The organism is Pseudoalteromonas sp. OF7H-1 (assembly GCF_022347825.1).
Classification (GTDB): Bacteria; Pseudomonadota; Gammaproteobacteria; order Enterobacterales; family Alteromonadaceae; genus Pseudoalteromonas; species Pseudoalteromonas maricaloris.
The window spans coordinates 448,966-469,063 of sequence record NZ_JAKRFX010000001.1; the positions used below are offsets into that span (position 1 = coordinate 448,966).

The window sequence follows — 20,098 nt, forward strand, 5'->3', positions numbered from 1 at the left end:
TGAAAAATGAAAACGAGCTAAAAGTAAACTTACAAAATGAAATAATCTGCGGTTGGCCTGAAAAACTTTACTAACACCCATGTGCAGCCTATGATCGGGCAAATTCAGCAGTGGAAGAGAGCAATGACGAGCAAACAAACGCTAACGATTACACGACCAGATGATTGGCATGTGCACCTACGTGATGGTGATGTCTTGGTCGACACGGTAAGAGATATTAGTCGCTACATGGGCCGCGCGATTATCATGCCAAACCTTGTACCACCAGCAACTTGTACAGAGACTGCTTTGGCTTATCGTGACCGCATTATGGCCGCTAATCCTCAAGGTAACTTTCAGCCTCTAATGGTGTTATATCTTACCGATAACACGACTCCTGAAGAAATCAAAAAAGCGAAAGCAACTGGTCATATTGTTGCTGCTAAATTATATCCAGCCGGTGCAACGACAAACTCAGCATCGGGTGTAACGGATATTGAAAATGTATATCCAGCGCTCGAAGCGATGCAAGAAGTTGGCATGTTGCTACTCGTGCATGGTGAAGTGACGGACTCTTCTATTGATATCTTTGATAGAGAAAAAGTATTCCTTGAGACGAAACTAGCCAAAGTCGTTGATAACTTCCCAACGTTAAAAATTGTACTTGAACATATCACAACAAAAGACGCAGTTGATTTTGTTAATCAAGCGCCTGACAACGTTGCTGCAACTATCACAGCTCATCATTTGCTTTATAACCGTAATCATATGTTGGCTGGTGGCATTCGTCCTCACTATTATTGCTTACCTATCTTAAAGCGGAATACGCATCAACAGGCGTTAATTGAAGCGGCGACAAGCGGAAGTAAAAAATTCTTCTTGGGCACAGACTCAGCCCCTCATGCGAAAGATAAAAAAGAAGCTGCATGTGGCTGTGCCGGTGCATACACTGCACATGCCGCAATTGAGCTATATGCAGAGGCATTTGAAGATGCTAATGCACTTGATAAGTTAGAAGGTTTTGCGAGTTACTTTGGTCCGGACTTTTATGACTTACCGCGCAATACGGATACCATTACGCTGACTAAGTCTCCTTGGCAAGTGCCTGATACATACAAATTAGGTGAAGGGACGGTTGTGCCAATTAAAGCTGGGTCGACAATTGATTGGAAAGTTGAATAAGATTTAAACAAAATGTAATTAAATCTTCTTAATTCTAACTAAAAAAGCGCCATTATGGCGCTTTTTTAGTAACAAAACTAAAATTCATAGAATACAATTTGTTTTTTATTAATTTTAATATAGTATTCAATATAAATATTAAAACTAAGCTTAATTGAGAGAGTATCAATGCGTGAGATCAAGTCTTTTATTAAAAATGCGAGCTACGGTGATTTGGAAAAAGCGTTAGAGCTTATTCAAAAAGCACTGGACGAGCAAAAGGAACAGCAGCAGGCTAAAGAAGAAGTATTGGCTATGCTGAAAGAAAAAGGACTTACGCTTGATGATTTAGTAGGCACTACGCCAGCTGACCGTCGTTCTAAAGTAAAAGCAAAATACCGTATTGAAAAAGACGGTGAAGTAATTGAGTGGACTGGCCGTGGTAAAACACCTAAAGTATTCCAAGGTGTTAACCTAGATGATTATCTAATCTAACAAGACTTTATTATGAAAGTTGTTCGGTATTGAACAGCTTTTTTAAAATAGCCTAAATAAAAGGCGTATCTTATGGATACGCCTTTTTTGACTTAATTATTTATATCCTGAGGTGCTTATTTACGTTTTAAGACCTTACCAACAAGAAGCGGTACAAAATACGCTGAATCACTTTCGCAAATCAAGCGAGTCAGCTGTCATTGTGTTACCTACAGGCGCCGGAAAGAGTCTCGTGATTGCGGAGCTTGCACGGCTTGCGAAGCACAAAATATTAGTATTGACTCATGTTAAAGAGCTGGTAGAGCAAAATGCACAAAAATATAAAAGCTATGGATTACAAGCGAGTATTTTTTCTGCTGGATTAAAAGAAAAGTCGTTACAGCACCAGGTGACTTTTGCCAGTGTGCAATCATTGTCTCGAAACTTATCACAACTCAATCAATTTTACTCATTAGTTATCATTGACGAATGTCACCGAGTGAGTGGGGAAGATAATAGTCAGTATCAGCAAATTTTAAACCAGCTGGCTCAGTTTAATCCTGAACTAAAGTTACTAGGCTTAACAGCAACACCTTATCGTTTGGGGATGGGGTGGATATATCATAAGCATTACCACGGTTTTGTTAGAGGAAAAGCTGATTCACCATTTAAGAAGTGTATTTACGAATTACCACTTAGATATATGATAAAAAATTCGTATCTGACGCCGCCTAATAAAATTGATCCTGCCGTTGAGAATTATGATTTTTCTAGTTTAAGTACAGATTCATTTGGACGTTATTCAGAATCTGATATGAATACATTATTACAAGCACAAACTCGTGCAACAAAGAGCATTATCACTCATTTACTGGCGCTCAGTGAAAATAGGGCGGGAGTAATGATTTTTGCCGCGACGGTTATGCATGCGAAAGAAATTCTCGGCTATTTACCTAAGCAATATAGTGCGCTTATCACGGGTGAAACCAAATCTGCCGAGAGAGATGCACTTATCGTCCAGTTCAAAAATAGAGAAATTAAGTATTTAGTGAATGTTTCTGTGCTGACTACCGGGTTTGACGCGCCCCATGTTGATGTTATCGCTATCTTGAGACCCACGGAGTCCGTGAGCCTCTATCAGCAGATTGTAGGCAGAGGACTTAGGTTAGACGAAAACAAAGAAGATTGCTTTGTCATTGATTATGCAGGCAATGATTTTGACTTATTTGCACCTGAAGTAGGAAGTAAAAAGCCAAATTCAGACAATGAGCCCGTACAGGTGTTGTGTCCAGGTTGTGGCTTTGCCAATATTTTCTGGGGCAAGGTAGACGAGCAAGGCAAGCTTATTGAGCATTTTGGTAGGCGCTGTCAGGGATTGCTTGAAGACGATGAAGGTCACTCACAGCAATGTGATTATCGTTTTAAGTTTAAAGAGTGTGAGCAATGCGGTGCGGAAAATGATATTGCTGCAAGGCAATGCCATCAGTGCGGCGGAATAATGGCAGACCCAGATGATAAGTTGCGTGCAGCACTGAATTTAAAACATGCAATGGTGCTACGCTGCAGCGGACTCTGTGGCGAAGTGCTCAGTGGCAATAAATTAAAAATTACTTACTTTGATGAGGATGGGGCAAGTTGTAGTGAAGTCTATGACTTTTCTAATCAAAAGAGTCTATTTATATTCCACCAGCAATTTGCAAAGCGGCGAAAATCTACGTCGGCACCTGCAAAATGGCAGTCAGCTGAAGAAGTGATAGATACTGATTTGATTGCACCGGATTTCGTGATTGCTAAATTACACAAGAAGTTTGGTTGGCAGGTTTCTGAAAAGTTGTTTGATTATCAAGGTAGCTACAGAAAGGCTGACAAAAGTTAGCCTTTCTGTATAAAAATCGGATTTTCTGTGGCGGTTTATTCTTCCGAGGCCATTAAGCCCCAGCCATCACCATATCCTTCATAACCATTGGCTATGCTTTCTAGGTATTGCTCAGTCTGACTCAGTAGCTCGTGCATCGGGACCATAGTCACCGTGGTGATCACTTCCCAAACGCCTGTGTCAGGACATTGTTGTAACTGGGTTTTCGGTGCTAATTCGTCTTTCTCAATCGCGCCAATGAAACGCTTAGCATCATCAGCTTGCTCGAAAAGAATATAAAAATCGATATTCTGCATTTGCGTCAGATCAACGCCAGCAGCGGCAATCTCAGCTAGAAGCTCACCGTTATCATCATTTGGGAATTGCATAATTTCACTCTGCAGGTTCAATTGCTGCTATTGTCCGTCATCTGCAAGAAAATAAAAAGGATGAATGTAAATAAATGTGCGATAAAACCCACTGCGTTACAACAAAATACACCCTATGTTCAGCTTAAGCTCAGTAAAATTGCACTTTCTCTGAAAAGTCGTTTTACAGTATCAATTTTCACAAGCACAATGGCGTTATCGATGCCCATAAGTCGCGATATTTAGGTCGTTTTATTTTAATGAAGCCGTATTTCTCTTGTTTAACACTAGCGCTTTTTTTGTGCTGCTTTTCCTCGTTTAACGCAGGTGCTGAGTCTCGTCCTGCATCAGTAAAAATCTCCAACATTGAAGTCAAAGTCGAAAACGGCGATGTAGAAGACAACATCACTGGTTTTTTAAAATCTTACAAAGGTAAGCCAAAAGTCCCTCGGGTGATGAAAGAGGTGCGTGCGGACATACGTCGCGCTTTGCATGCTTTAGGCTATTATCATTTTGATATTCAACTCAGTGGAGAAGGGCAAAACGTCATAGCCGAAGTCAAACTTGAAGCACCTCTGAAATGGAAAGATATTAATATTGAGCTTGTGGGTGCGGGTAGGGACAATGCGGATTTAGTTTCGCTTATCAAAGATGTGCCGATCCAAGTTGGCAAGCAAGTCAATCATAGTGATTATCAGGCAACGAAAAGTCGCTTTGAAAGCGAGCTACTAGAACTTGGATATTTTGATTATCAATGGCAAGAGTCCAAATTGCTTGTTCACAAAGCGAATCGCTATGCTGGCGTGCGACTGCTGCTCAACACTGGTAAACGTTATCAATTTGGCGACCTTGCTATAGAGGGAAACACCAAAGCGGCTAACTATATACGTTCGCTAAGCCCATTTTCGAAAGGGCAGCCGTTTGAAGCGAGCCTTTTGTCCGATTTTAATCTGTCTTTAAATGCCACTCCTTATTTTAGTGCAATAAAGGTTTATCCGCTGTTAAAGGACCGGACGAGCGATCAGATCCCAGTTCGAGTGAGTGTTGAAGACAAACCCGCAAATAGCTTTGAAGTGGGTGCTGGCTACAGTGATGATGTGGGTGCAAAAACCCGTTTTAAGTGGACTAAACCTTGGATCACCGAGGATGGCCATTCCTTTGAGTCCAATCTGAGGCTGTCGCAAAAGCAACAAGATATCACTGCCAGTTATACCATTCCAGTAGACAATCCTAACGACGATTTGTGGCGTGTGTTAGGCGGTTATAAGGTGCAGGATGAAGTAACGGAAGGGATCAACAGTCGGATTTGGAACGTACAGGTACAGCGACAATGGCTAACGGATGACGAGTGGGTGAGAACGGCGTTTTTGAAACGTGAACACGAAACCACGGAACAGCTGGGCGAAAAACAGCGCACGGAAATGTTGATCCCTGGCATTAGCTACTTAAAGAAAGAAAGTAAAGGTGGCGCGCTACCGTATTGGGGTAATGAGCGCCTGATCTCCATTGAAGCCGCAGCAGATTCTGTACTATCGTCTGCAAATATGTTGAAAGTGAGATGGAACAATGAATGGCTAAGAAGCTTTGAAACCAAGCACTTGTTTTTTGGTCGCTTAGACTTAGGGGCGATCGTGACAAAGGATATTGACCAAATTCCGTTTACCCATCGTTTCCTTGCTGGGGGAGATCAAAGTATCCGTGGTTTTGCCTATGAATCTATCGGTCCTCGCGATGACGAAGGGCGCATACTTGGCGGCAGATATTTAGCCACTGGCACAGTGGAATATAACTATCAATTCCACCCAAGTTGGCGAGCAGCTTTGTTTGTTGATGCGGGTACTGCAACGAACGATTTCTCAGACGCTTGGGAAGTTGGAGCCGGGTTTGGATTTCGTTATTTAACCCCCGTTGGTCCAATCCGGCTCGATCATGCTTGGGGGTTGACCAAAGAAAGTAAAAGCACCCGTCTCAGTATTGTTATAGGACCTGAAATCTAATGCAGTTCAGAAGCTTAAGAATAAAAATCATTACTGCCATTATTAGCCTATTTTTACTTTTGGTTTGTTTATGTTTTACCTTGCCGGGGCAACAGTTGCTGGTTTGGGTAGCGAATAAAACGGTTTCAGGGTTAGAAATCGATGGCTTAGACAAGCGCTTATTATCTGGCGCCAATCTTACGTTGCGTTATCACAATGATGATATCGATATTCGCCTTAGAGACACCAAAGTCACTGTTGAGTGGTTGACCTGTGCCAGCGTTTGCATTGCGCTAGACGCAAAAGAGATAGCGATTGTACAAAAGCAGAAAAGTGTCAGCGAAGCGGAAACTACGGAAAGTAGCCAAGTTGAGTTACCACTGCCAATTGCAATAAAACGTGCACAAGTTCAGCAATTTTCGTTGGAAACGCCGGATATTACAGTGCAATTGCAAGGCTTAGACACGCAGCTTTCAGGTTCTGGCTCACATTTTAATATCCCATTTTTGCTGTTAGACAGCGTAAAGTTGACCACAAAGGCAACCGTTCAGCCAGTGCCGGCAAAATCGCCAGCACCACTTAATGCATTAGCGCCACTCCAACTACCTAAGATAGACCTGCCGCTAACCGCTGAGCTCGGCGAGTTAAAGATTAACAACCTCGCGATAGATGAGCAGACGCTTGAGAATATCAAGCTTTCTCAAGTTGTAGTGGATGAAAATGTGGACGTGGAGCAGGTTCAGCTTAACTATCAAGAATGGTTTATATCAGCAGCGGCAGAAGTCTTGCTTAACGACTGGACGATTGATCTTAGGTCAACCTTGAGTGCGCCACAGGGGTTAGCCAGTTTAACACTGGCGGGTCGCCCTCACGATCTTACGCTTACTTTGAATACCGAGGGAATGGCGTTTGCAAAACTGCAAGCCCATGCGGATTTGACAGCGATAAACTGGCCTTTTGATTTACAGGGTCAAATAGATAAATTAGTTATTCCTTCAGAGCCCACGACTTTAAAAGGTGCGACACTCGGCTTGAGCGGGGATGCCTCAAAATACCATTTGTCAGGCTCATTCGCTGTTAATACTGTGCAGTTTGGTGATGTTACCGCGACACTTGAAGGGCTAGGTGGACTACAAGCGTTTACATTAGCTAAAGCAAAGTTTCAGCTAGAAAAGGCGCAAGCGCAAATAGCAGGACAAGTGAACTGGTCGCAAGGGCTGAAGGGTAAAGTGAGCGGGGACTTTTCTCAGCTACCAGTCGATAGATTGCTAGGGCTAGTACAATACGATGCAGGCCTGACGGAAAACGATATGCTGGCAGGGCAATTCGCGCTTGATTTTATCAGTCGAGGTGAGCAGTGGCAGGTTAATGTTGAGCGCTTTAAGCTCGATGGTAAAGTAGCGGGGACCCCGCTTGATGCGGATGTTAAGGTCGTTGTGGATGAGAGCCTACTAGGTGAGTTTAGCCATGCACGCCTGAATTATGGCAAAAATAGCCTGACGGTAAGCGGTGAGCTTGGTCAGCAGTTAGATCTCGATATTGACTTTCAGTTTGAGCAGGCGGCAAATACGCTTATTCCAGCCGACTTAAAGGGCAGTGGTGAAATCTTTATTCAGGGCGACCACCTTAAGCCGAGTATTCAGACCGATATTAAGTTTGACTCTGTGCGTTACCAGAATATAGCACTACATGGCTTAACGACGAAAGGCACGGTTGATATTGCCAATGAAGTGACTGGGCAAATTAAACTGGCACTAGACCGTTTGATTGTTGACTCTGAAATGGTTGAAGACATTCGTTTAGCTGTGAAAGGCAACCAGCAGCAACATAACGCGACATTGGATATTCGTGATAAGCGAGTGGTTGCAAGCTTTGAAGTCAATGGCAAGATGCAGCAGTCAACTTGGCAGGGAGAATTGTCGTCTGGTGAGGTAACTTCTCAAGGGCAAACAATTGCATTGCAAAATCCTGCCGCAATCGTGATCAGTGATGTCAGCCAGCGCATTGCAAAGCAGTGTTGGCAGATGGATGATACTGATTTGTGTTTTGCAGCCGAGCAAAAAGGCACACAAGGGCAAGCCGATGTTAAACTGGAAAAGTTGGCACTGGCTAAACTACAAACTTGGTTGCCAGCAGAGCTCAAAGTAACCGGTGAAACCCAGGCCATGGCTAAACTTGCGTGGCAAAACGGCCAAGTAACGCGAGCCGATGGCGAGCTGAGCATTGTTGATGCCGGCATTACGACTCATGGGCAAACATTTTCAATTTCTGAATTTAAAGCGTTATTAAAAACCAATAACAAGCAAATCCACGCTGATTGGCGCATGACCTCCGATACCTTAGGTAAGTTCAGTGGCGATACGCGTGTGCCGCTAGATAAACACTCTCCCCAATTAGCTGGTAATGTAAAAATAGAGTCAATTGAGCTGGCTAAGTTGTCAGCGCTACTAAACCGAGTAACGGAACAAAGCTTTGACCTGCAAGGGGAAGTGTTAGGGGATATAAATATCTCAGGTAGCCTCGCAGCCCCTGAAGTGAACGGTAAACTAACTGCTCAGCGCTTATTTATGTCTTCTGACTCTTTGCCTGTTGAAATCGATAAAGGTCATATCAATCTTGATTTTAATACCACTTCCGCTCAACTAGAGGCTGAGTTAACTGCAGCTAAAGGTGGCAAGGTGGCACTCACCGGCGAAGCCTATTGGTTGCCCGAGCTCTCTGCTGAAGTCAAAATAAAGGGCGAAAATATTTATGTGCAACCAGACTCGCAGATTGAACTAACCGCAAGCCCGGATTTAACTCTTGCCTATAAAGATAAGATTGCGCGTGTACTCGGAGAAGTTGTGGTGCCGTTTGGCCGAGTAAACATTGAATCTCTGCCTGAGGGAGTCACCTCGCCAAGCGACGATGAAGTCATTGTTGATGCCAAGGTGCAAAAGCAGATGTCGGTGCCAGTTCAACATGAAATAGATTTAAAACTGACCGTTAAAGATAATTTTAGGGTGAAGGCGCTTGGGCTAGATAGCTTTGTTACCGGTGCAATCGAAATTGATAAGCAAGTTGAGTCGCCAATGTTAGCAACAGGTGAGTTGCAATTGCGAGAGGGGAAATACCGTGCATTTGGCCAAGACTTGTTGATCCGCACAGGACAAATTGGCTTCAATGGTGCATTAGATAAACCTTATTTGAACATTCGAGCTATTCGAAATCCAGCGACAACCGCCAATGATGTGATAGCCGGTGTTGAGCTCACGGGCAATATTGCTAAGCCGCGTTTGACTGTGTTTTCAGAGCCAGCAATGGACCAAGCCAAGGCACTGTCATACCTACTTAACGGTCAGCCTTTAGGGGAGTCTGAAACCTCTAACAACGCGCTACTCACACAGTTTTTACTCTCACAGGGAATTGACCGCAGTGAAGGATTCTTTAGTAAGGCGGGGGAATCGCTTGGACTTTCGGATGTTAACCTATCAGCAAAAGGCAGTGGTGACGATACACAAGTTGAGGTGTCTGGCTATATCACCCCCAATGTTCAGGTCAGCTATCGGGTTGGGGTATTTGAGTCTATCAATGAAATTGCGCTGCGTTATCGTGTTTTTTCGAAGTTTTATGTTGAAGCCACGAGCGGTTTGTACAACAGTATAGACTTCTTATACAAGTTTGATTGGGATGACAAATGAAACTGCTCTGGCTCGCTCTAGGTTTTGTGATATTTCCTCTCAAAGCACAAGAAACAACGGAAATTAGAATCAGCGCAGGTGCCGATCCGTACATTATAGAGCTGCTTACTTTGAGTTTGTCATACCAGGTAGAGTCAGCGAGGCTCGTATCAGTGAGAAGTATTCCTTCTCAAGACAGAGCGGTGCGCTTACTTGGAGAAAAAGGGGGGCTGGATGTCAGTTGGTTAGTGACTAACTCACAGCGCGAAAAGGCCGCGAGCGCAATTCGCATTCCCCTAGTGAAAGGGATTTTGGGTTATCGCATTCCTTTAGTGCACAAACATAATCAAGCCTTACTGAGTGGAGTACGCTATATTGGCGACTTGCGCCGAGTTACTTTTGGTTTACGCAGAGATTGGCCAGACCATCAGATTTTTGAGCGTAATGGCCTCAGTGTGACTTCTTTTTCACAAGAAGACAGTGGTTACGACATGTTGTTGAAAAAACGTTTTGATGTGTTGCCAAGCGATTTAGTGAGTATTGAAGCTGCACTGAGTGACACGGACTTGGTCGCAGATCAGCACGTGGTGTTTTACTACCCTTCGGCGGTATACTTTTTTGTTTCTCACGACAACCCGTTGCTCCATAGCCAAATTGAGAAAGGCCTCAAAAGCGCACTACAAGATGGCCGATTTGAGGCGTTATTCTTAAAACACTTTTCCGCTCGTCTTGAAAAGCTAGATCTTAAAAACAAAACAGTCATAGAATTAGACAATCCAAACCTGCCACCCAGTGCGCCGTTGGAGGTGCCATTTTATTGGTATAAACAAGGAAAATAAGAATGAAAAAAACCTTACTACTTATTGCGCTTGCCATAAGTACATCCCCTGTCTTAGCAAAACCTTATACAAAGTCACCATCGGAAGTCGTTGCTGAGGCCAAAAGCAGCGACTGGCAGCAGCTGGACCCTGAAAATATTCTTAAAATAGAATTACAAACAGGACCGGTCTATATCGCGCTTAACCCTGAACTTGCGCCTAATCATGTGGCAAATATTAAAGCGTTAGCGCGAGAGGGGTTTTACACTAATTTGAGTATGTATCGGTTTGTGGAAAACTTTGTGGCCCAAGGCGGCGATATGTTGGACAAGAAAGTGCCGCAAAAAGGAAAAAAGGCGATTGCCGCCGAGTTTTATCATCACTCGGATTCAACCTTGAAGATCACATCGCTAGATGCTGTGGACGGCTACGCGCCACGTACCGGATTTTTAAATGGTTTTGCCGTAGGACAAAATGAAGCTGGAACCAAAACCTGGATGACACACTGCGTTGGTTCGTTTGCTATGGCCAGAATCAACGATGTTAATAGTGGTGGTACCGAGTTTTACATCACGTTGACGCCGCAGCGATACCTAGACAAAAACACCACCGTGTTTGGACAGTTATTATCGGGAATGGAGCATGTTCAGCACCTAGATCGTAAACCTGTTGCGGGACAAGCGTTCAATGTTATCAAAGGGGTTACGGTACTTGCTGATGTAAAAGGTGCACCTTCTTTTAAAAGGCTAAAGACAAATACGCCGATTTTTGAGTCGCTAATTGCTGCGCGTAAAAATAGAGCGGGAGATTGGTTTGTTGATACACCAAATCACACCGACATATGTTCGGTCCCCGTCCCAGTTGAAATGGAAGACACGACAGGGGAATAAATAACCTGAGCTGCGGATAATTAATGCCTTTCTAGCAGCTAGTTTTAGCGCTAACTGCGTTGAATTCACTTCCAATAGCCAGCTATTGGTGCGTAAATTCGCCTTGCCTACAGGATGTAGGTACCTTAGCGAGAGCAGGACGCGGAAGCGGTGTTTTCCCTAAAACTCTCTGGCGAGACAAGGAAAAAACTAAGTTTTGCTTTAGCAACAATGAGTTGGAACATTCCTTATCCAAACCTCAGGTTAAATAGCAATACTTAGATGTGATAAAAAGCCAAGCCATGTGAGAACATGGCTTTTTTACGTTTTACTGTCGGTTAGTTCTTACCTTATACGGAGTTTGATCTTGTTCACTCGAACGATATGGATTGATATCTAACCCGCCGCGGCGAGTATAGCGCGCATAAACCGATAATTTTTCAGGGTTAAAGGTGCGCCAAAGCTCACAGTAAATGCGTTCCACACATTGCTCATGGAACTCGTTGTGGTCACGGAATGAGATCAGGTACTTAAGCAGCGCTTCTCGGTCGATTTGCTTACCACGGTAACTTATCACCACGCTTGCCCAGTCTGGCTGTGAGGTGATCAAGCAATTTGACTTGAGTAAGTGGCTGTGAAGCGTCTCATCAACCACATCCTCAGAGGCAAGTTGTAGTAAGTCACTATTTGGTGTGTAGCTATCAACTTCAATATCCAGCTCGTCGATACACTCACCTGGGAGGCGCGAGAAAGGAATACAATCGAATTCGTCTGCGCCAAATAATGTCACGCTAACTTGGCTATTTGATGCCGTGGAAAGATCCGCAGCTAGCATTTGGCGTACGGTTTCCATCGTATCAAAGCGACTTTGGTTAAAGCTATTCAAGTAAAGTTTGAACGATTTTGACTCAATGATATGTGAGCTTTGGCAAGGAAACACAAAAGTGGCAACCGCAACTTGAGGTTTACCTTTGTTATTGAGCCAAGACAGTTCGTAGCCTGTCCAGGTATCTTCACCTTTGAATGGTAAAGCGGACTCATCAACATTGATTTGGTCACGATTAAGTTTACGTGCAATTGGGTGCAGCAGGCTTGGAGTATAAACACTGGCGTATTCTGTGGTTTTACCAAGCACAGAAGATTGCAGCTCTGGCGAGTTACTGTAGTCTGTCATGTTAATTCAAATCTCGTTACAATGCGGTCATTATAACGAATGTTTACCTCGGGATTAATAGCATTTTGCTTAATTAAACGAAACAAGTATTCAGCCCGAGGTGAGAAAAATAAAGAGAGCTTTATATATGACTCAGCCCGTAAATATGGCGCGCTTGCATCAAGCCTATGTAGATTATCATCAACAGATCTTTAAAGATTTACCGAGTACCGAGCATGATGAAAGTTGGCCAAGCCCATGTGAGCAGGGTGAACCGAACAAGCTTAACGAGATAAAATGGCTAGCGGTAGAGCGCTCACCAACGGGACATTTAAATGATTTAGCCAGAGCGTTGGAAACGCAATTTCCTGACGGATTGAACGGACTGTATGGTGACTTCTTCGCTGGTAATATCGTGGCATTCATAGAGGGTAAGCAAATTGAGCTACTGCAAGTATGGAACGAAGATGACTTCGAGCGCTTGCAGCAAAATATCACCGGCCATATTTTAATGAAGCGCAGGCTCAAACAACCTGAAACCGTGTTTATTGGCTTAACAGAAGCAGATGACTTATTGGTGTCGGTCGATATCGCTACGGGTCAAGTTGGGTTAGAGTTTGTCGGTAAGAAGCAGCATCATGTTTTGGCTGATTCTATCGCAGAGTTTGTGGAAAAACTGACAGTCAACTACCCAATATAGCTAATTGATATCAAGGAGCTTGCGCTCCTTATTGAAAGTCCCACGAAATATTCGAGACCAATTGGCAAGTTTCGCAGCGAAAGTCGAAAAGGCCGAACCAAGGCTCTTCAAGTAACCAGTCTCCCTGGCAGCTTGGGCATTTTCTTGCTTTTTCTGCGGCGAGGTTTTCGCCGCCAACACGATACAGATAATAGTAAACCGGTTTTTTTGTGAGAAAGCGAATACGTTTGCTCAAATCCATGCCACGTCTAAACAAATCGCTACTCGTACTGGAAATTTCTTCCAATGCAGCAAATTCGCAGCGAGTCGCGCCATTGATCTGTATTTGATCGCAGGCTTGCCAATCTTCTTTCCATTTGATCAGTGCTTTATAATCACCGTTGGCAATAGCTGGGATTTTATATAAAGGCACTGGTAAAAAGTCGTCGCCACAATACAGTGGACTACAAGTGTGTACGTATGTGGTGTAGAGAATGTAGCTTGACGGTTCATGACAGGCATCAGCGCTGTTGGCATGTATATCTTGCCCAAAAACTTTGACCTTAGGTGCAAGCAAGCCTGATTGCTGTAGCTGGTCAATCGCAAACTTCACAAAAGGACTATGGTTTAATGGATGTAAAGCGTCTTCTTCTGGACACATCACACGAGTGACGAAATAGCCATCTTTAAGTACAGTTGGAAATTCGTCACCAATGATTTGACCATTAAAGCGAAGCGCGTTGACCACACGGTTAATGGCCTGCTCGGCAGCATCTAAGGTGGTTTCCTCATAGCAATCAAAAGTTAAGTCGACAACAAACACTACGACTTCTCCAATAAGGCAATGAGGTTATCAAGCTTAGCTTCAATTCTATCTAATTGGCTTTGTGAACTTGCTTTGACGACCTCTTCAACCTCTTGAAAGTGATCAATACAGGTAGGGTCTTGTTTGTACGCAGCAATGCCTGAGATGACGTCTGGCATTGCGACGCTTTGAGTTAATTTGCTTTTTGTTAGCGCGACGGTTGGAGTCTTTCCACTATCGACTAATTTTTTGATAGCTCTGGCAACAGCAGGGTGCATAGAGGTTCCTAAACGCCTTAATTATAGGAGTGGATCATAGCACCAAGTTACGCAAGGAGCGATTGCTTTAGCTATCTTAACATTGCATCTAGTTCGTCAATGATTTCACTCCAATCGGCGTCCTCTTTCAGTGATTCTTCAATAAAGTGACGCTGTCCTTCATTCCAAAATGGTGCTTGGCTTAACAACATATCGTCAGGAAGGCGGTGTTGTTTGACAAACCCTTCAATCGCCTTGGGATTGTTGTCGAGCCCTAGTTGGGCAAATAAAGTACTCATAGTGTGGCGACTAGTATCCATTTCGTTCTCCCTCGTTTGCTTGAATTTTACTCACTAACTATAGTAAAGGTGGTTGTAAAACCTTTAGCAAGTCATCATCGATAAAAACCATAATGACTAATGCGATGATAAATATACCTGTCCACGACTGAATAAATTGTGACTTGTATCAATATCTATCACAAGCGAGTAGTCGTACATTATTAAAGTACACAGAAAAAATTCTGAGGTTTTGATATTAAGTAGTATTTCGGCATGATTATCAGAAGCTTGGGGCAATAACAATAAGGAACCGTGATGTCAGTAGAAACTTCTCAACATGAATTAATCGTTAGATATTTAAATCCAGAAGATATCAATGTAGCCGCGAGTGTGTTGTATCAGGCTTACCATGATGATCCGTTACTCAAACAGGTATTGGAGGCAAAACAAGAAGCAATTTTTGAAAAAAAACTCAGAGCCTTAATACGAGAAGAGTTGTCGGCATTTGGCCAAACGGGTCAGCCTATGGTGGGGTTATATCATCAAGATAGATTGGTCGCGGTAGCATGCGTTATTGCAAATGGCGATGAATTGGACGCAAATCGGCAGTGGCATTGGCGATTACGACTCATGATGAGTGCGGGATATTTGCAAACGCAGCAGCTTATCGATAAAGAAAAGTCGATTAGACAAGCGTTGCAAACGCAGGAGCCGTGTCACTTTTTATCCCTAATTGCCGTTGACCCACATGTTCAAGGGCTTGGCTATGGTCACTATTTACTCACCGCGCTGGATGATTTAATTGCACAAAGTGAAGAAACGAAAGGGATGGCAGTATTTATTACTAAGCCAGAACACGCGCAGTTTTTTGCGGGTCACGGTTATCAAGTTTTACAAAAAATGGCGTTTAGCTCTGTAGAAGGCACATTGTTATTTAAGAGCAAATAGCAACAATGGAAATTACCCTGTGAGATATCTCCTACGAGAATGTGGGTTAAGGCGCTTTGTAGTACCGAATTTGTAGTGTTATTTTTGCTTATCTTTTTGTTTTTAAATGAATTGTTCTACTTTTCTTTTAAATGACAGCAAAAAGATTGTTCCTAGCTATCTAACAAAAATGTTCGATCCCCGTAAACTTAATCATGTAAGGAAACACAAGGGCAGGAGCTCAGCGTCAAAGGATAAGGAATTTGACAACAAGAGAAGGATATATTGCATAGGGCAAGGAAGATCTGGAACTCGAGGAAGCGAGTGTGAAGCGGAGCTTCACTAGGGATAAGGAGACACATGGAGTGTCAAGGAGCGCGGGAAGCGTAGTGGAGCAAGGAAGAGTAAATAGGGATGAGCAAGGCTCTAGGATGAAGGAGCGCAATCTGGATGGTTGCGAAGTGGATGGGTTACACTGGACGTAACAATGTATAGGGAGCACATAGGGAATATGTGAAGCGGAGCCAAGATGGCGTAGGAGTGCGGGAAGCGAAGTGGAGGCCAAGGGGGCTAAAATGGAGATGCACTGGAAGTGCTAATGGATGACACAAGGATGAGAGCCGGGTAAGTCGGAGTACATACCCGTTCAGGGGAAGAAGAATTGGCGGATTGCTTTTGGGTTGTAAAGCAGAGGGATTGGATACCTCTTGGGATAATCGTCAGGATTGAGGCGCAGCAGATAGGCTAGCGCCTTAGTTTTTTGTGGCGTTTGTAAATTTGATATTTATTTTCCTATTAACTTAGTTGAAGTTTTCAAAACTTTCCGCTTGCAGTTTCATTATTACCTTTCGATCTCATTGCTAGATTATTCCACTCTCATTTTAGTCTTATTTTTTAGTGCACGATGTTGGCGCAATAGCTAAGGAAAAAGAAATGGAATGGTATCTAACAGTATTAAAAAGATATTCCGATTTTAGTGGACGTTCAAGACGCAAAGAATATTGGATGTTTATCTTGATAAATGCGTTGATAGGCTTTGCAATTGGGATTGTCGACGGGCTTTTTGGAACCCTGTTTTTGACAGGTATCTATTATTTGACGGTTTTGGTACCGACGGTTGCCGTATCTATTCGTCGCCTTCACGATACTGGCCGCTCGGGCTGGTGGCTGCTAGTGAGCTTCGTGCCTATTGTCGGTTTATTAGTGATGATATATTTTACCACTATGGATAGTGAGGTTGGTGAAAACGACTACGGACCAAGCGTTAAAGGATATGTTTAAAATAGTCGTACTATAAATTCAGAGTAGGCACTTGTATTCATATGAATTTAAGTGCCTACTTTCGCACTTACCGAATTAACTTGCGATTTTATAGGCGGGCAATTCTTTTTTGACTAATCGTTCATTTTCTAAGTAAAGCTTACCTTGATAGGCTGACTCGCCATCTGAACTAAACTCAAACATAAATTGGCTTTTTATTCCAAGTTTACCGTCTTTTAATACCCCAAAACGGCGCTTAATACAGGCGACACTTAACAGTTGCACTTGCAAACTTTCGGCTTGATGCTGTGCATGCCTATTTGCCGCTTCTGCGATCTGGCGGCTATACCAAAATAGCGCGATAACAGATGAAACGATGATAAAAAGCCAAAGCGTTGTCATTTAAGAAAATAACCTTCCAATTGCACGAGACAGAGTTTCACTGCGATTTTCTGCTCTAATAATCCCTAAAACATGTGGGCGTAACATAGGTATTGCAACTAAGTCTGCGAAAATACTGCTGAAAAGTCCATCGATTTGATTATTCTCAGCGGCTTTTTCCATATAGGTAAAGAGCCTTTGCTGGTCGGTTAGTGTCTCCCAAGCACGCCCTGCAATAGTGAGTAAGCAATCTGCATCTGATCCCAACTCAGATGCTAAAATGGCGTCTACGGCATGTGCGATGAGACCAAGCGCGTGACTTCCCGACATTGCACGTAAATTAGTGACGACGGCGTCCTTATCTTGCTGTTGGCATGCATGGGTTAAAGCGGCTACAAAGTCTTCGGTTTGAGATGTTGAGATGGTAACGTGTTCAAGCATTGCGGCTAATGGTGTCTTAACTTCTGCTGGCAAAACAGACCAGGCCTGTTGTAGGTTGCTCGCGTTATGACCGTGGTCTAGACGTAGGGCAAAGTCAGCAATACCTTGTAGTGCTATTTCTTGCCAGCGCTCGAACCCAAGCTTGCCCGAAAAGTAGAGTTCGGCGTGCTCGTAATATTGAGAAGCCGGACGATTAAGCTCACGCTTTAATAGCGCATTGAATGCAGCGAGTTTGTTCGCATTTGGCGTGAAGACATAAGGGTTGTTATCAAGTTTCCCTTGAGCAGCTTCACCCGTGAGTTGTGTACCTAATGCTTCGAGTACCATGGAGGCAAAGTGATCACGGCTGGCGATAATGAGCTTGCTTTGCTCATCCAGTGGAAATTTTAAAAACCAAACATAAGGATCAACTGTCGCCTCATTATCCCAAAATTGAATTGCCATGATGGCATGACCACCAAGCGGATACGGATAAGGGACTTGAGTATTCTCGATTTGCGCAAACTGCTTCTTATCTATTTTTGTGATACGTCGACCCAGATCATAGACTCGCCACTGCGTACCGGCGTTTGTTAGTAATTCACCTAAAGTTGAAATTTGCGCTGTCATGAATGCTCTATATGTTACTTATATTTTCAATAGCGGCAATTATAGCTACTTTTAGGTGCGCTGATAAGCCTATGAAAAAGGTGTACTTGAGAGAATTGGCTAGCTCCTAAATAATGCAAATTGCTATAATGTAAAAAATTGAGAAAGAGACAGAACCGATGAATTCGGAATTATTGATTCAGTTAGATGAACTAGAGACTTGTTTAAAAGCAACGGGTCTTTGGCAAGACGAGCCAATTTCGGCTAAGGCACTTACCTCTACGGAGCCATTTTGCTGCGATACGATGACCTTCGCGCAGTGGTTGCAATTTGTATTCTTGGACAAAATGCGAACAATGGTAGAAAGTGGTGAAGCATTACCGGAAAATATGGCGATTGCGCCAATGGCTGAAATGGTGCTGAGTGAACATCTTTATTTTAATGCGGTGCATCAGTGCTTAAAAAACCTTGATAATACAATTGCAAAGAGCGCGTAATGCTTGAGATCTTATATCAAGATGCGCATTATGTTGCGATAAATAAGCCGTCAGGGTTATTGGTTCATCGCTCGTTTTTGGATAAGCGAGAAACACAATTTGCGATGCAAATGCTGCGTGATCAACTTGGTCAACATGTTTTCCCCGTTCACCGTTTAGATAGACCAACATCGGGCGTGCTGCTGTTTGCGCTAAGCTCTGAGGCCGCGCGAGACATGAATGAAGTCTTTATTAGCGGTAATATTCAAAAACGCTATTTAGCGCTTGTTCGCGGGTTTGCTCCTGAATCTAGATTCGTCGACAGACCACTCAAAGAAGAACTTGATAAAATCGCTGATAAGTTTGCCTGTCAGGATAAAGCTCCGCAGGAAGCGCAAACACAGATAAATTGTTTATTGCAGGGTAGCTTGCCAATTCCTTTTGGTAAGTATCCAAGTATCCGCTACTCGTTGGTGGAGTGCTTCCCTAAAACGGGTAGAAAACACCAAATTAGGCGTCACCTCAACTATTTAGCACATCCGATTATAGGTGATGTCAATCATGGTGATAATAAACACAACCACTTTTTTGTCGATCATTTTGGCTTACGTCGGTTGATGTTATTTGCAACTAAATTGGAATTTGTACATCCTTATAACAACACGACGATTTCAATTACCGCGGATTTGGGGGAAGAAGCATTGGCTGTCTTCGCTCAGCTCGGCTGGTCAGACAACGAGAAGGATTATAAATAATGGCAAAAGTTTCGATTTTTGTGGGAAGTATGTACGGCAATGCTGAAAACTTGGCAAACGACAGTGCTGAGTTTTTGAATAAATCGGGTCATGAGGCAAGTGTTATTGAACCTGCTTCCATCGCTGATGTAACGCAAGCTGAAAACATTTTATTTATTTCTTCCACTACCGGATCTGGTGATATTCCCGATAACTTGTTGCCTTTATTTTTGCAAATGCAAAGCGAATTTCCGATGCTAACGGGCAAGAAAGTAGCGGTCATCGCATTGGGGGATTCTAGTTATGGCGATACTTATTGTGGTGCTGGAAAGCAAATTGATGCCCTGATTGAAGAGTTGAACGCCACTCGAGCACAGCCGCGCTTAGACATCGATGCATGTGAATATTTTGAGCCTTGGGAGCCTGCTGAGCCTTGGCTTCAAGCATTGGCAAAAAACCTTTAGGTTTTATCTTCTGTTCAGCATTACCTTTCAATTTACGCGGCTTAATAGGTCGCGTTGCCTGCTTAAATAGCAAACTCATCAGCATAATCATAGTGACCAAAAAAACATAAATATTTACATTCTGGTTACGTTGTGTGACATTAGTCTTGGTTGTATGAAAAATAACCGAAATTATAAAGTTCAAAATAATGAAAAGGAAAAAATAATGATTAAACCGATTCTATTTGCTGTATCTGCTATTTTTGCCACCGCGATGTCGTCTAATGCTACCGCATTCGAAGAAATTTACCTTGAATGTTACAAAAATGGTGAGTTGTTATGGGCTGACTCTTTTACTGATTATCGAGACGCGGATAACGCATCGAGAATTTGCAGGAGGATTGGTGGTACGCCAATAATGTATTAACGATATCAGTTCTTTATGAAATTTCCTTTAATTAGTACCGAAGTCTAACCAAATTTTTTGGTTTAAATCAGCTGTAAGCGACGTTGC

At 43.1% G+C, this 20,098-nt stretch carries 21 protein-coding genes; 14 read left to right on the top strand and 7 right to left on the bottom strand.

The genetic code is table 11. The features are described 5' to 3' along the window. The first annotated feature begins 123 nt into the window (after positions 1-123). The 3 genes from pyrC to MHN30_RS02025 all read left to right on the top strand — a co-directional run bounded on the left by pyrC (position 124) and on the right by MHN30_RS02025 (position 3,490). Entirely contained in the window at positions 124-1,161 is a 1,038-nt protein-coding gene (gene pyrC / locus MHN30_RS02015) for a dihydroorotase (protein ID WP_239357672.1), read from the top strand. Positions 1,162-1,329: 168 nt separating this feature from the next. Then, positions 1,330-1,635: an H-NS histone family protein gene (locus MHN30_RS02020; protein ID WP_010370885.1), complete on the top strand. Its 306-nt coding sequence runs from the start codon at positions 1,330-1,332 to the stop codon at positions 1,633-1,635. Between the two features lie 112 nt (positions 1,636-1,747). Continuing rightward, a complete protein-coding gene (locus tag MHN30_RS02025; RefSeq protein WP_239357682.1) occupies positions 1,748-3,490 on the top strand; it encodes a DEAD/DEAH box helicase family protein in 1,743 nt (580 codons plus the stop codon). A 35-nt stretch (positions 3,491-3,525) separates the two neighbouring features. On the opposite strand, the gene MHN30_RS02030 is transcribed toward MHN30_RS02025, so the two are convergent. Continuing rightward, the gene (locus MHN30_RS02030) at positions 3,526-3,858 is read right to left on the bottom strand and encodes a ribonuclease E inhibitor RraB (RefSeq protein ID WP_039496902.1); all 333 of its coding nucleotides are present in this window, start codon (positions 3,856-3,858) and stop codon (positions 3,526-3,528) included. Between the two features lie 239 nt (positions 3,859-4,097). Between MHN30_RS02030 and MHN30_RS02035 the strand changes: the two genes are divergently transcribed. From MHN30_RS02035 to MHN30_RS02050, 4 genes are read left to right on the top strand one after another with little or no spacing between them, the layout of a single operon-like run. Next, a complete protein-coding gene (locus MHN30_RS02035) occupies positions 4,098-5,834 on the top strand; it encodes an outer membrane protein assembly factor (RefSeq protein ID WP_239357684.1) in 1,737 nt (578 codons plus the stop codon). Beyond that, positions 5,834-9,493 (top strand): translocation/assembly module TamB domain-containing protein, encoded by a 3,660-nt coding sequence (locus MHN30_RS02040; RefSeq protein ID WP_239357689.1) that lies wholly within the window; start codon positions 5,834-5,836, stop codon positions 9,491-9,493. Before MHN30_RS02035 ends, MHN30_RS02040 begins: the two co-directional genes overlap by 1 nt. Further along, positions 9,490-10,311, top strand: coding sequence for a transporter substrate-binding domain-containing protein (locus MHN30_RS02045; protein WP_130163704.1), 822 nt, complete (start codon positions 9,490-9,492; stop codon positions 10,309-10,311). The genes MHN30_RS02040 and MHN30_RS02045 overlap by 4 nt, the downstream gene beginning before the upstream one ends. 2 nt (positions 10,312-10,313) lie before the next feature. Next, positions 10,314-11,180 (top strand): peptidylprolyl isomerase, encoded by an 867-nt coding sequence (locus tag MHN30_RS02050; protein ID WP_130163705.1) that lies wholly within the window; start codon positions 10,314-10,316, stop codon positions 11,178-11,180. A gap of 307 nt (positions 11,181-11,487) precedes the next feature. On the opposite strand, the gene queF is transcribed toward MHN30_RS02050, so the two are convergent. After that, positions 11,488-12,333: an NADPH-dependent 7-cyano-7-deazaguanine reductase QueF gene (queF, locus tag MHN30_RS02055; protein WP_239357692.1), complete on the bottom strand. Its 846-nt coding sequence runs from the start codon at positions 12,331-12,333 to the stop codon at positions 11,488-11,490. A gap of 127 nt (positions 12,334-12,460) precedes the next feature. On the opposite strand from queF, the gene syd reads away from it, so the two are divergent. Next, entirely contained in the window at positions 12,461-13,012 is a 552-nt protein-coding gene (gene syd, locus MHN30_RS02060; RefSeq protein ID WP_239357693.1) for a SecY-interacting protein, read from the top strand. Between the two features lie 28 nt (positions 13,013-13,040). On the opposite strand, the gene MHN30_RS02065 is transcribed toward syd, so the two are convergent. The 3 genes from MHN30_RS02065 to MHN30_RS02075 all read right to left on the bottom strand — a co-directional run bounded on the left by MHN30_RS02065 (position 13,041) and on the right by MHN30_RS02075 (position 14,373). Then, positions 13,041-13,814, bottom strand: coding sequence for a Zn-ribbon-containing protein (locus MHN30_RS02065; RefSeq protein WP_039496912.1), 774 nt, complete (start codon positions 13,812-13,814; stop codon positions 13,041-13,043). Next, complete coding sequence (locus MHN30_RS02070) at positions 13,814-14,074, bottom strand: hypothetical protein (RefSeq protein ID WP_239357694.1); 261 nt, start codon at positions 14,072-14,074, stop codon at positions 13,814-13,816. The genes MHN30_RS02065 and MHN30_RS02070 overlap by 1 nt, the downstream gene beginning before the upstream one ends. A gap of 71 nt (positions 14,075-14,145) precedes the next feature. Continuing rightward, entirely contained in the window at positions 14,146-14,373 is a 228-nt protein-coding gene (locus tag MHN30_RS02075) for a DUF2789 domain-containing protein (protein WP_010370914.1), read from the bottom strand. Between the two features lie 276 nt (positions 14,374-14,649). On the opposite strand from MHN30_RS02075, the gene MHN30_RS02080 reads away from it, so the two are divergent. Together MHN30_RS02080 and MHN30_RS02085 are read left to right on the top strand one after the other, a co-directional pair. Then, positions 14,650-15,282, top strand: a complete 633-nt coding sequence (locus MHN30_RS02080) for an N-acetyltransferase (protein WP_017216204.1) — start codon at positions 14,650-14,652, stop codon at positions 15,280-15,282. Between the two features lie 912 nt (positions 15,283-16,194). Continuing rightward, on the top strand, positions 16,195-16,542 hold the full coding sequence (locus MHN30_RS02085) for a DUF805 domain-containing protein (RefSeq protein WP_039496917.1): 348 nt from the start codon (positions 16,195-16,197) through the stop codon (positions 16,540-16,542). Between the two features lie 75 nt (positions 16,543-16,617). On the opposite strand, the gene MHN30_RS02090 is transcribed toward MHN30_RS02085, so the two are convergent. Together MHN30_RS02090 and MHN30_RS02095 are read right to left on the bottom strand one after the other, a co-directional pair. Beyond that, a complete protein-coding gene (locus tag MHN30_RS02090) occupies positions 16,618-16,923 on the bottom strand; it encodes a DUF3301 domain-containing protein (RefSeq protein WP_039496919.1) in 306 nt (101 codons plus the stop codon). Then, on the bottom strand, positions 16,924-17,952 hold the full coding sequence (locus tag MHN30_RS02095) for a DUF3549 family protein (protein ID WP_130125977.1): 1,029 nt from the start codon (positions 17,950-17,952) through the stop codon (positions 16,924-16,926). A gap of 158 nt (positions 17,953-18,110) precedes the next feature. On the opposite strand from MHN30_RS02095, the gene MHN30_RS02100 reads away from it, so the two are divergent. From MHN30_RS02100 to MHN30_RS02115, 4 genes are all read left to right on the top strand, one after another. Continuing rightward, a complete protein-coding gene (locus tag MHN30_RS02100; protein ID WP_039496923.1) occupies positions 18,111-18,428 on the top strand; it encodes a YqcC family protein in 318 nt (105 codons plus the stop codon). After that, the gene (gene truC, locus MHN30_RS02105) at positions 18,428-19,162 is read left to right on the top strand and encodes a tRNA pseudouridine(65) synthase TruC (protein WP_039496924.1); all 735 of its coding nucleotides are present in this window, start codon (positions 18,428-18,430) and stop codon (positions 19,160-19,162) included. Before MHN30_RS02100 ends, truC begins: the two co-directional genes overlap by 1 nt. After that, positions 19,162-19,605 (top strand): flavodoxin, encoded by a 444-nt coding sequence (locus MHN30_RS02110; RefSeq protein WP_017216198.1) that lies wholly within the window; start codon positions 19,162-19,164, stop codon positions 19,603-19,605. Before truC ends, MHN30_RS02110 begins: the two co-directional genes overlap by 1 nt. A gap of 205 nt (positions 19,606-19,810) precedes the next feature. Further along, on the top strand, positions 19,811-20,011 hold the full coding sequence (locus MHN30_RS02115) for a hypothetical protein (RefSeq protein WP_039496929.1): 201 nt from the start codon (positions 19,811-19,813) through the stop codon (positions 20,009-20,011). The last annotated feature ends 87 nt before the right edge of the window (positions 20,012-20,098 follow it).

Excerpts from the sequence above, each read along its gene's own strand:
- MHN30_RS02115 (WP_039496929.1), top strand. The coding sequence starts at position 19,811 with ATGATTAAACCGATTCTATTTGCTGTATCTGCTATTTTTGCCACCGCG.
- truC (WP_039496924.1), top strand. The coding sequence starts at position 18,428 with ATGCTTGAGATCTTATATCAAGATGCGCATTATGTTGCGATAAATAAG.
- MHN30_RS02040 (WP_239357689.1), top strand. The coding sequence starts at position 5,834 with ATGCAGTTCAGAAGCTTAAGAATAAAAATCATTACTGCCATTATTAGC.
- MHN30_RS02095 (WP_130125977.1), bottom strand. The coding sequence starts at position 17,952 with ATGACAGCGCAAATTTCAACTTTAGGTGAATTACTAACAAACGCCGGT.
- pyrC (WP_239357672.1), top strand. The coding sequence starts at position 124 with ATGACGAGCAAACAAACGCTAACGATTACACGACCAGATGATTGGCAT.
- queF (WP_239357692.1), bottom strand. The coding sequence starts at position 12,333 with ATGACAGACTACAGTAACTCGCCAGAGCTGCAATCTTCTGTGCTTGGT.
- MHN30_RS02070 (WP_239357694.1), bottom strand. The coding sequence starts at position 14,074 with ATGCACCCTGCTGTTGCCAGAGCTATCAAAAAATTAGTCGATAGTGGA.
- MHN30_RS02080 (WP_017216204.1), top strand. The coding sequence starts at position 14,650 with ATGTCAGTAGAAACTTCTCAACATGAATTAATCGTTAGATATTTAAAT.
- MHN30_RS02085 (WP_039496917.1), top strand. The coding sequence starts at position 16,195 with ATGGAATGGTATCTAACAGTATTAAAAAGATATTCCGATTTTAGTGGA.
- MHN30_RS02020 (WP_010370885.1), top strand. The coding sequence starts at position 1,330 with ATGCGTGAGATCAAGTCTTTTATTAAAAATGCGAGCTACGGTGATTTG.
- MHN30_RS02100 (WP_039496923.1), top strand. The coding sequence starts at position 18,111 with ATGAATTCGGAATTATTGATTCAGTTAGATGAACTAGAGACTTGTTTA.
- MHN30_RS02110 (WP_017216198.1), top strand. The coding sequence starts at position 19,162 with ATGGCAAAAGTTTCGATTTTTGTGGGAAGTATGTACGGCAATGCTGAA.
- MHN30_RS02050 (WP_130163705.1), top strand. The coding sequence starts at position 10,314 with ATGAAAAAAACCTTACTACTTATTGCGCTTGCCATAAGTACATCCCCT.
- MHN30_RS02075 (WP_010370914.1), bottom strand. The coding sequence starts at position 14,373 with ATGGATACTAGTCGCCACACTATGAGTACTTTATTTGCCCAACTAGGG.
- MHN30_RS02030 (WP_039496902.1), bottom strand. The coding sequence starts at position 3,858 with ATGCAATTCCCAAATGATGATAACGGTGAGCTTCTAGCTGAGATTGCC.
- syd (WP_239357693.1), top strand. The coding sequence starts at position 12,461 with ATGACTCAGCCCGTAAATATGGCGCGCTTGCATCAAGCCTATGTAGAT.
- MHN30_RS02035 (WP_239357684.1), top strand. The coding sequence starts at position 4,098 with ATGAAGCCGTATTTCTCTTGTTTAACACTAGCGCTTTTTTTGTGCTGC.
- MHN30_RS02045 (WP_130163704.1), top strand. The coding sequence starts at position 9,490 with ATGAAACTGCTCTGGCTCGCTCTAGGTTTTGTGATATTTCCTCTCAAA.
- MHN30_RS02090 (WP_039496919.1), bottom strand. The coding sequence starts at position 16,923 with ATGACAACGCTTTGGCTTTTTATCATCGTTTCATCTGTTATCGCGCTA.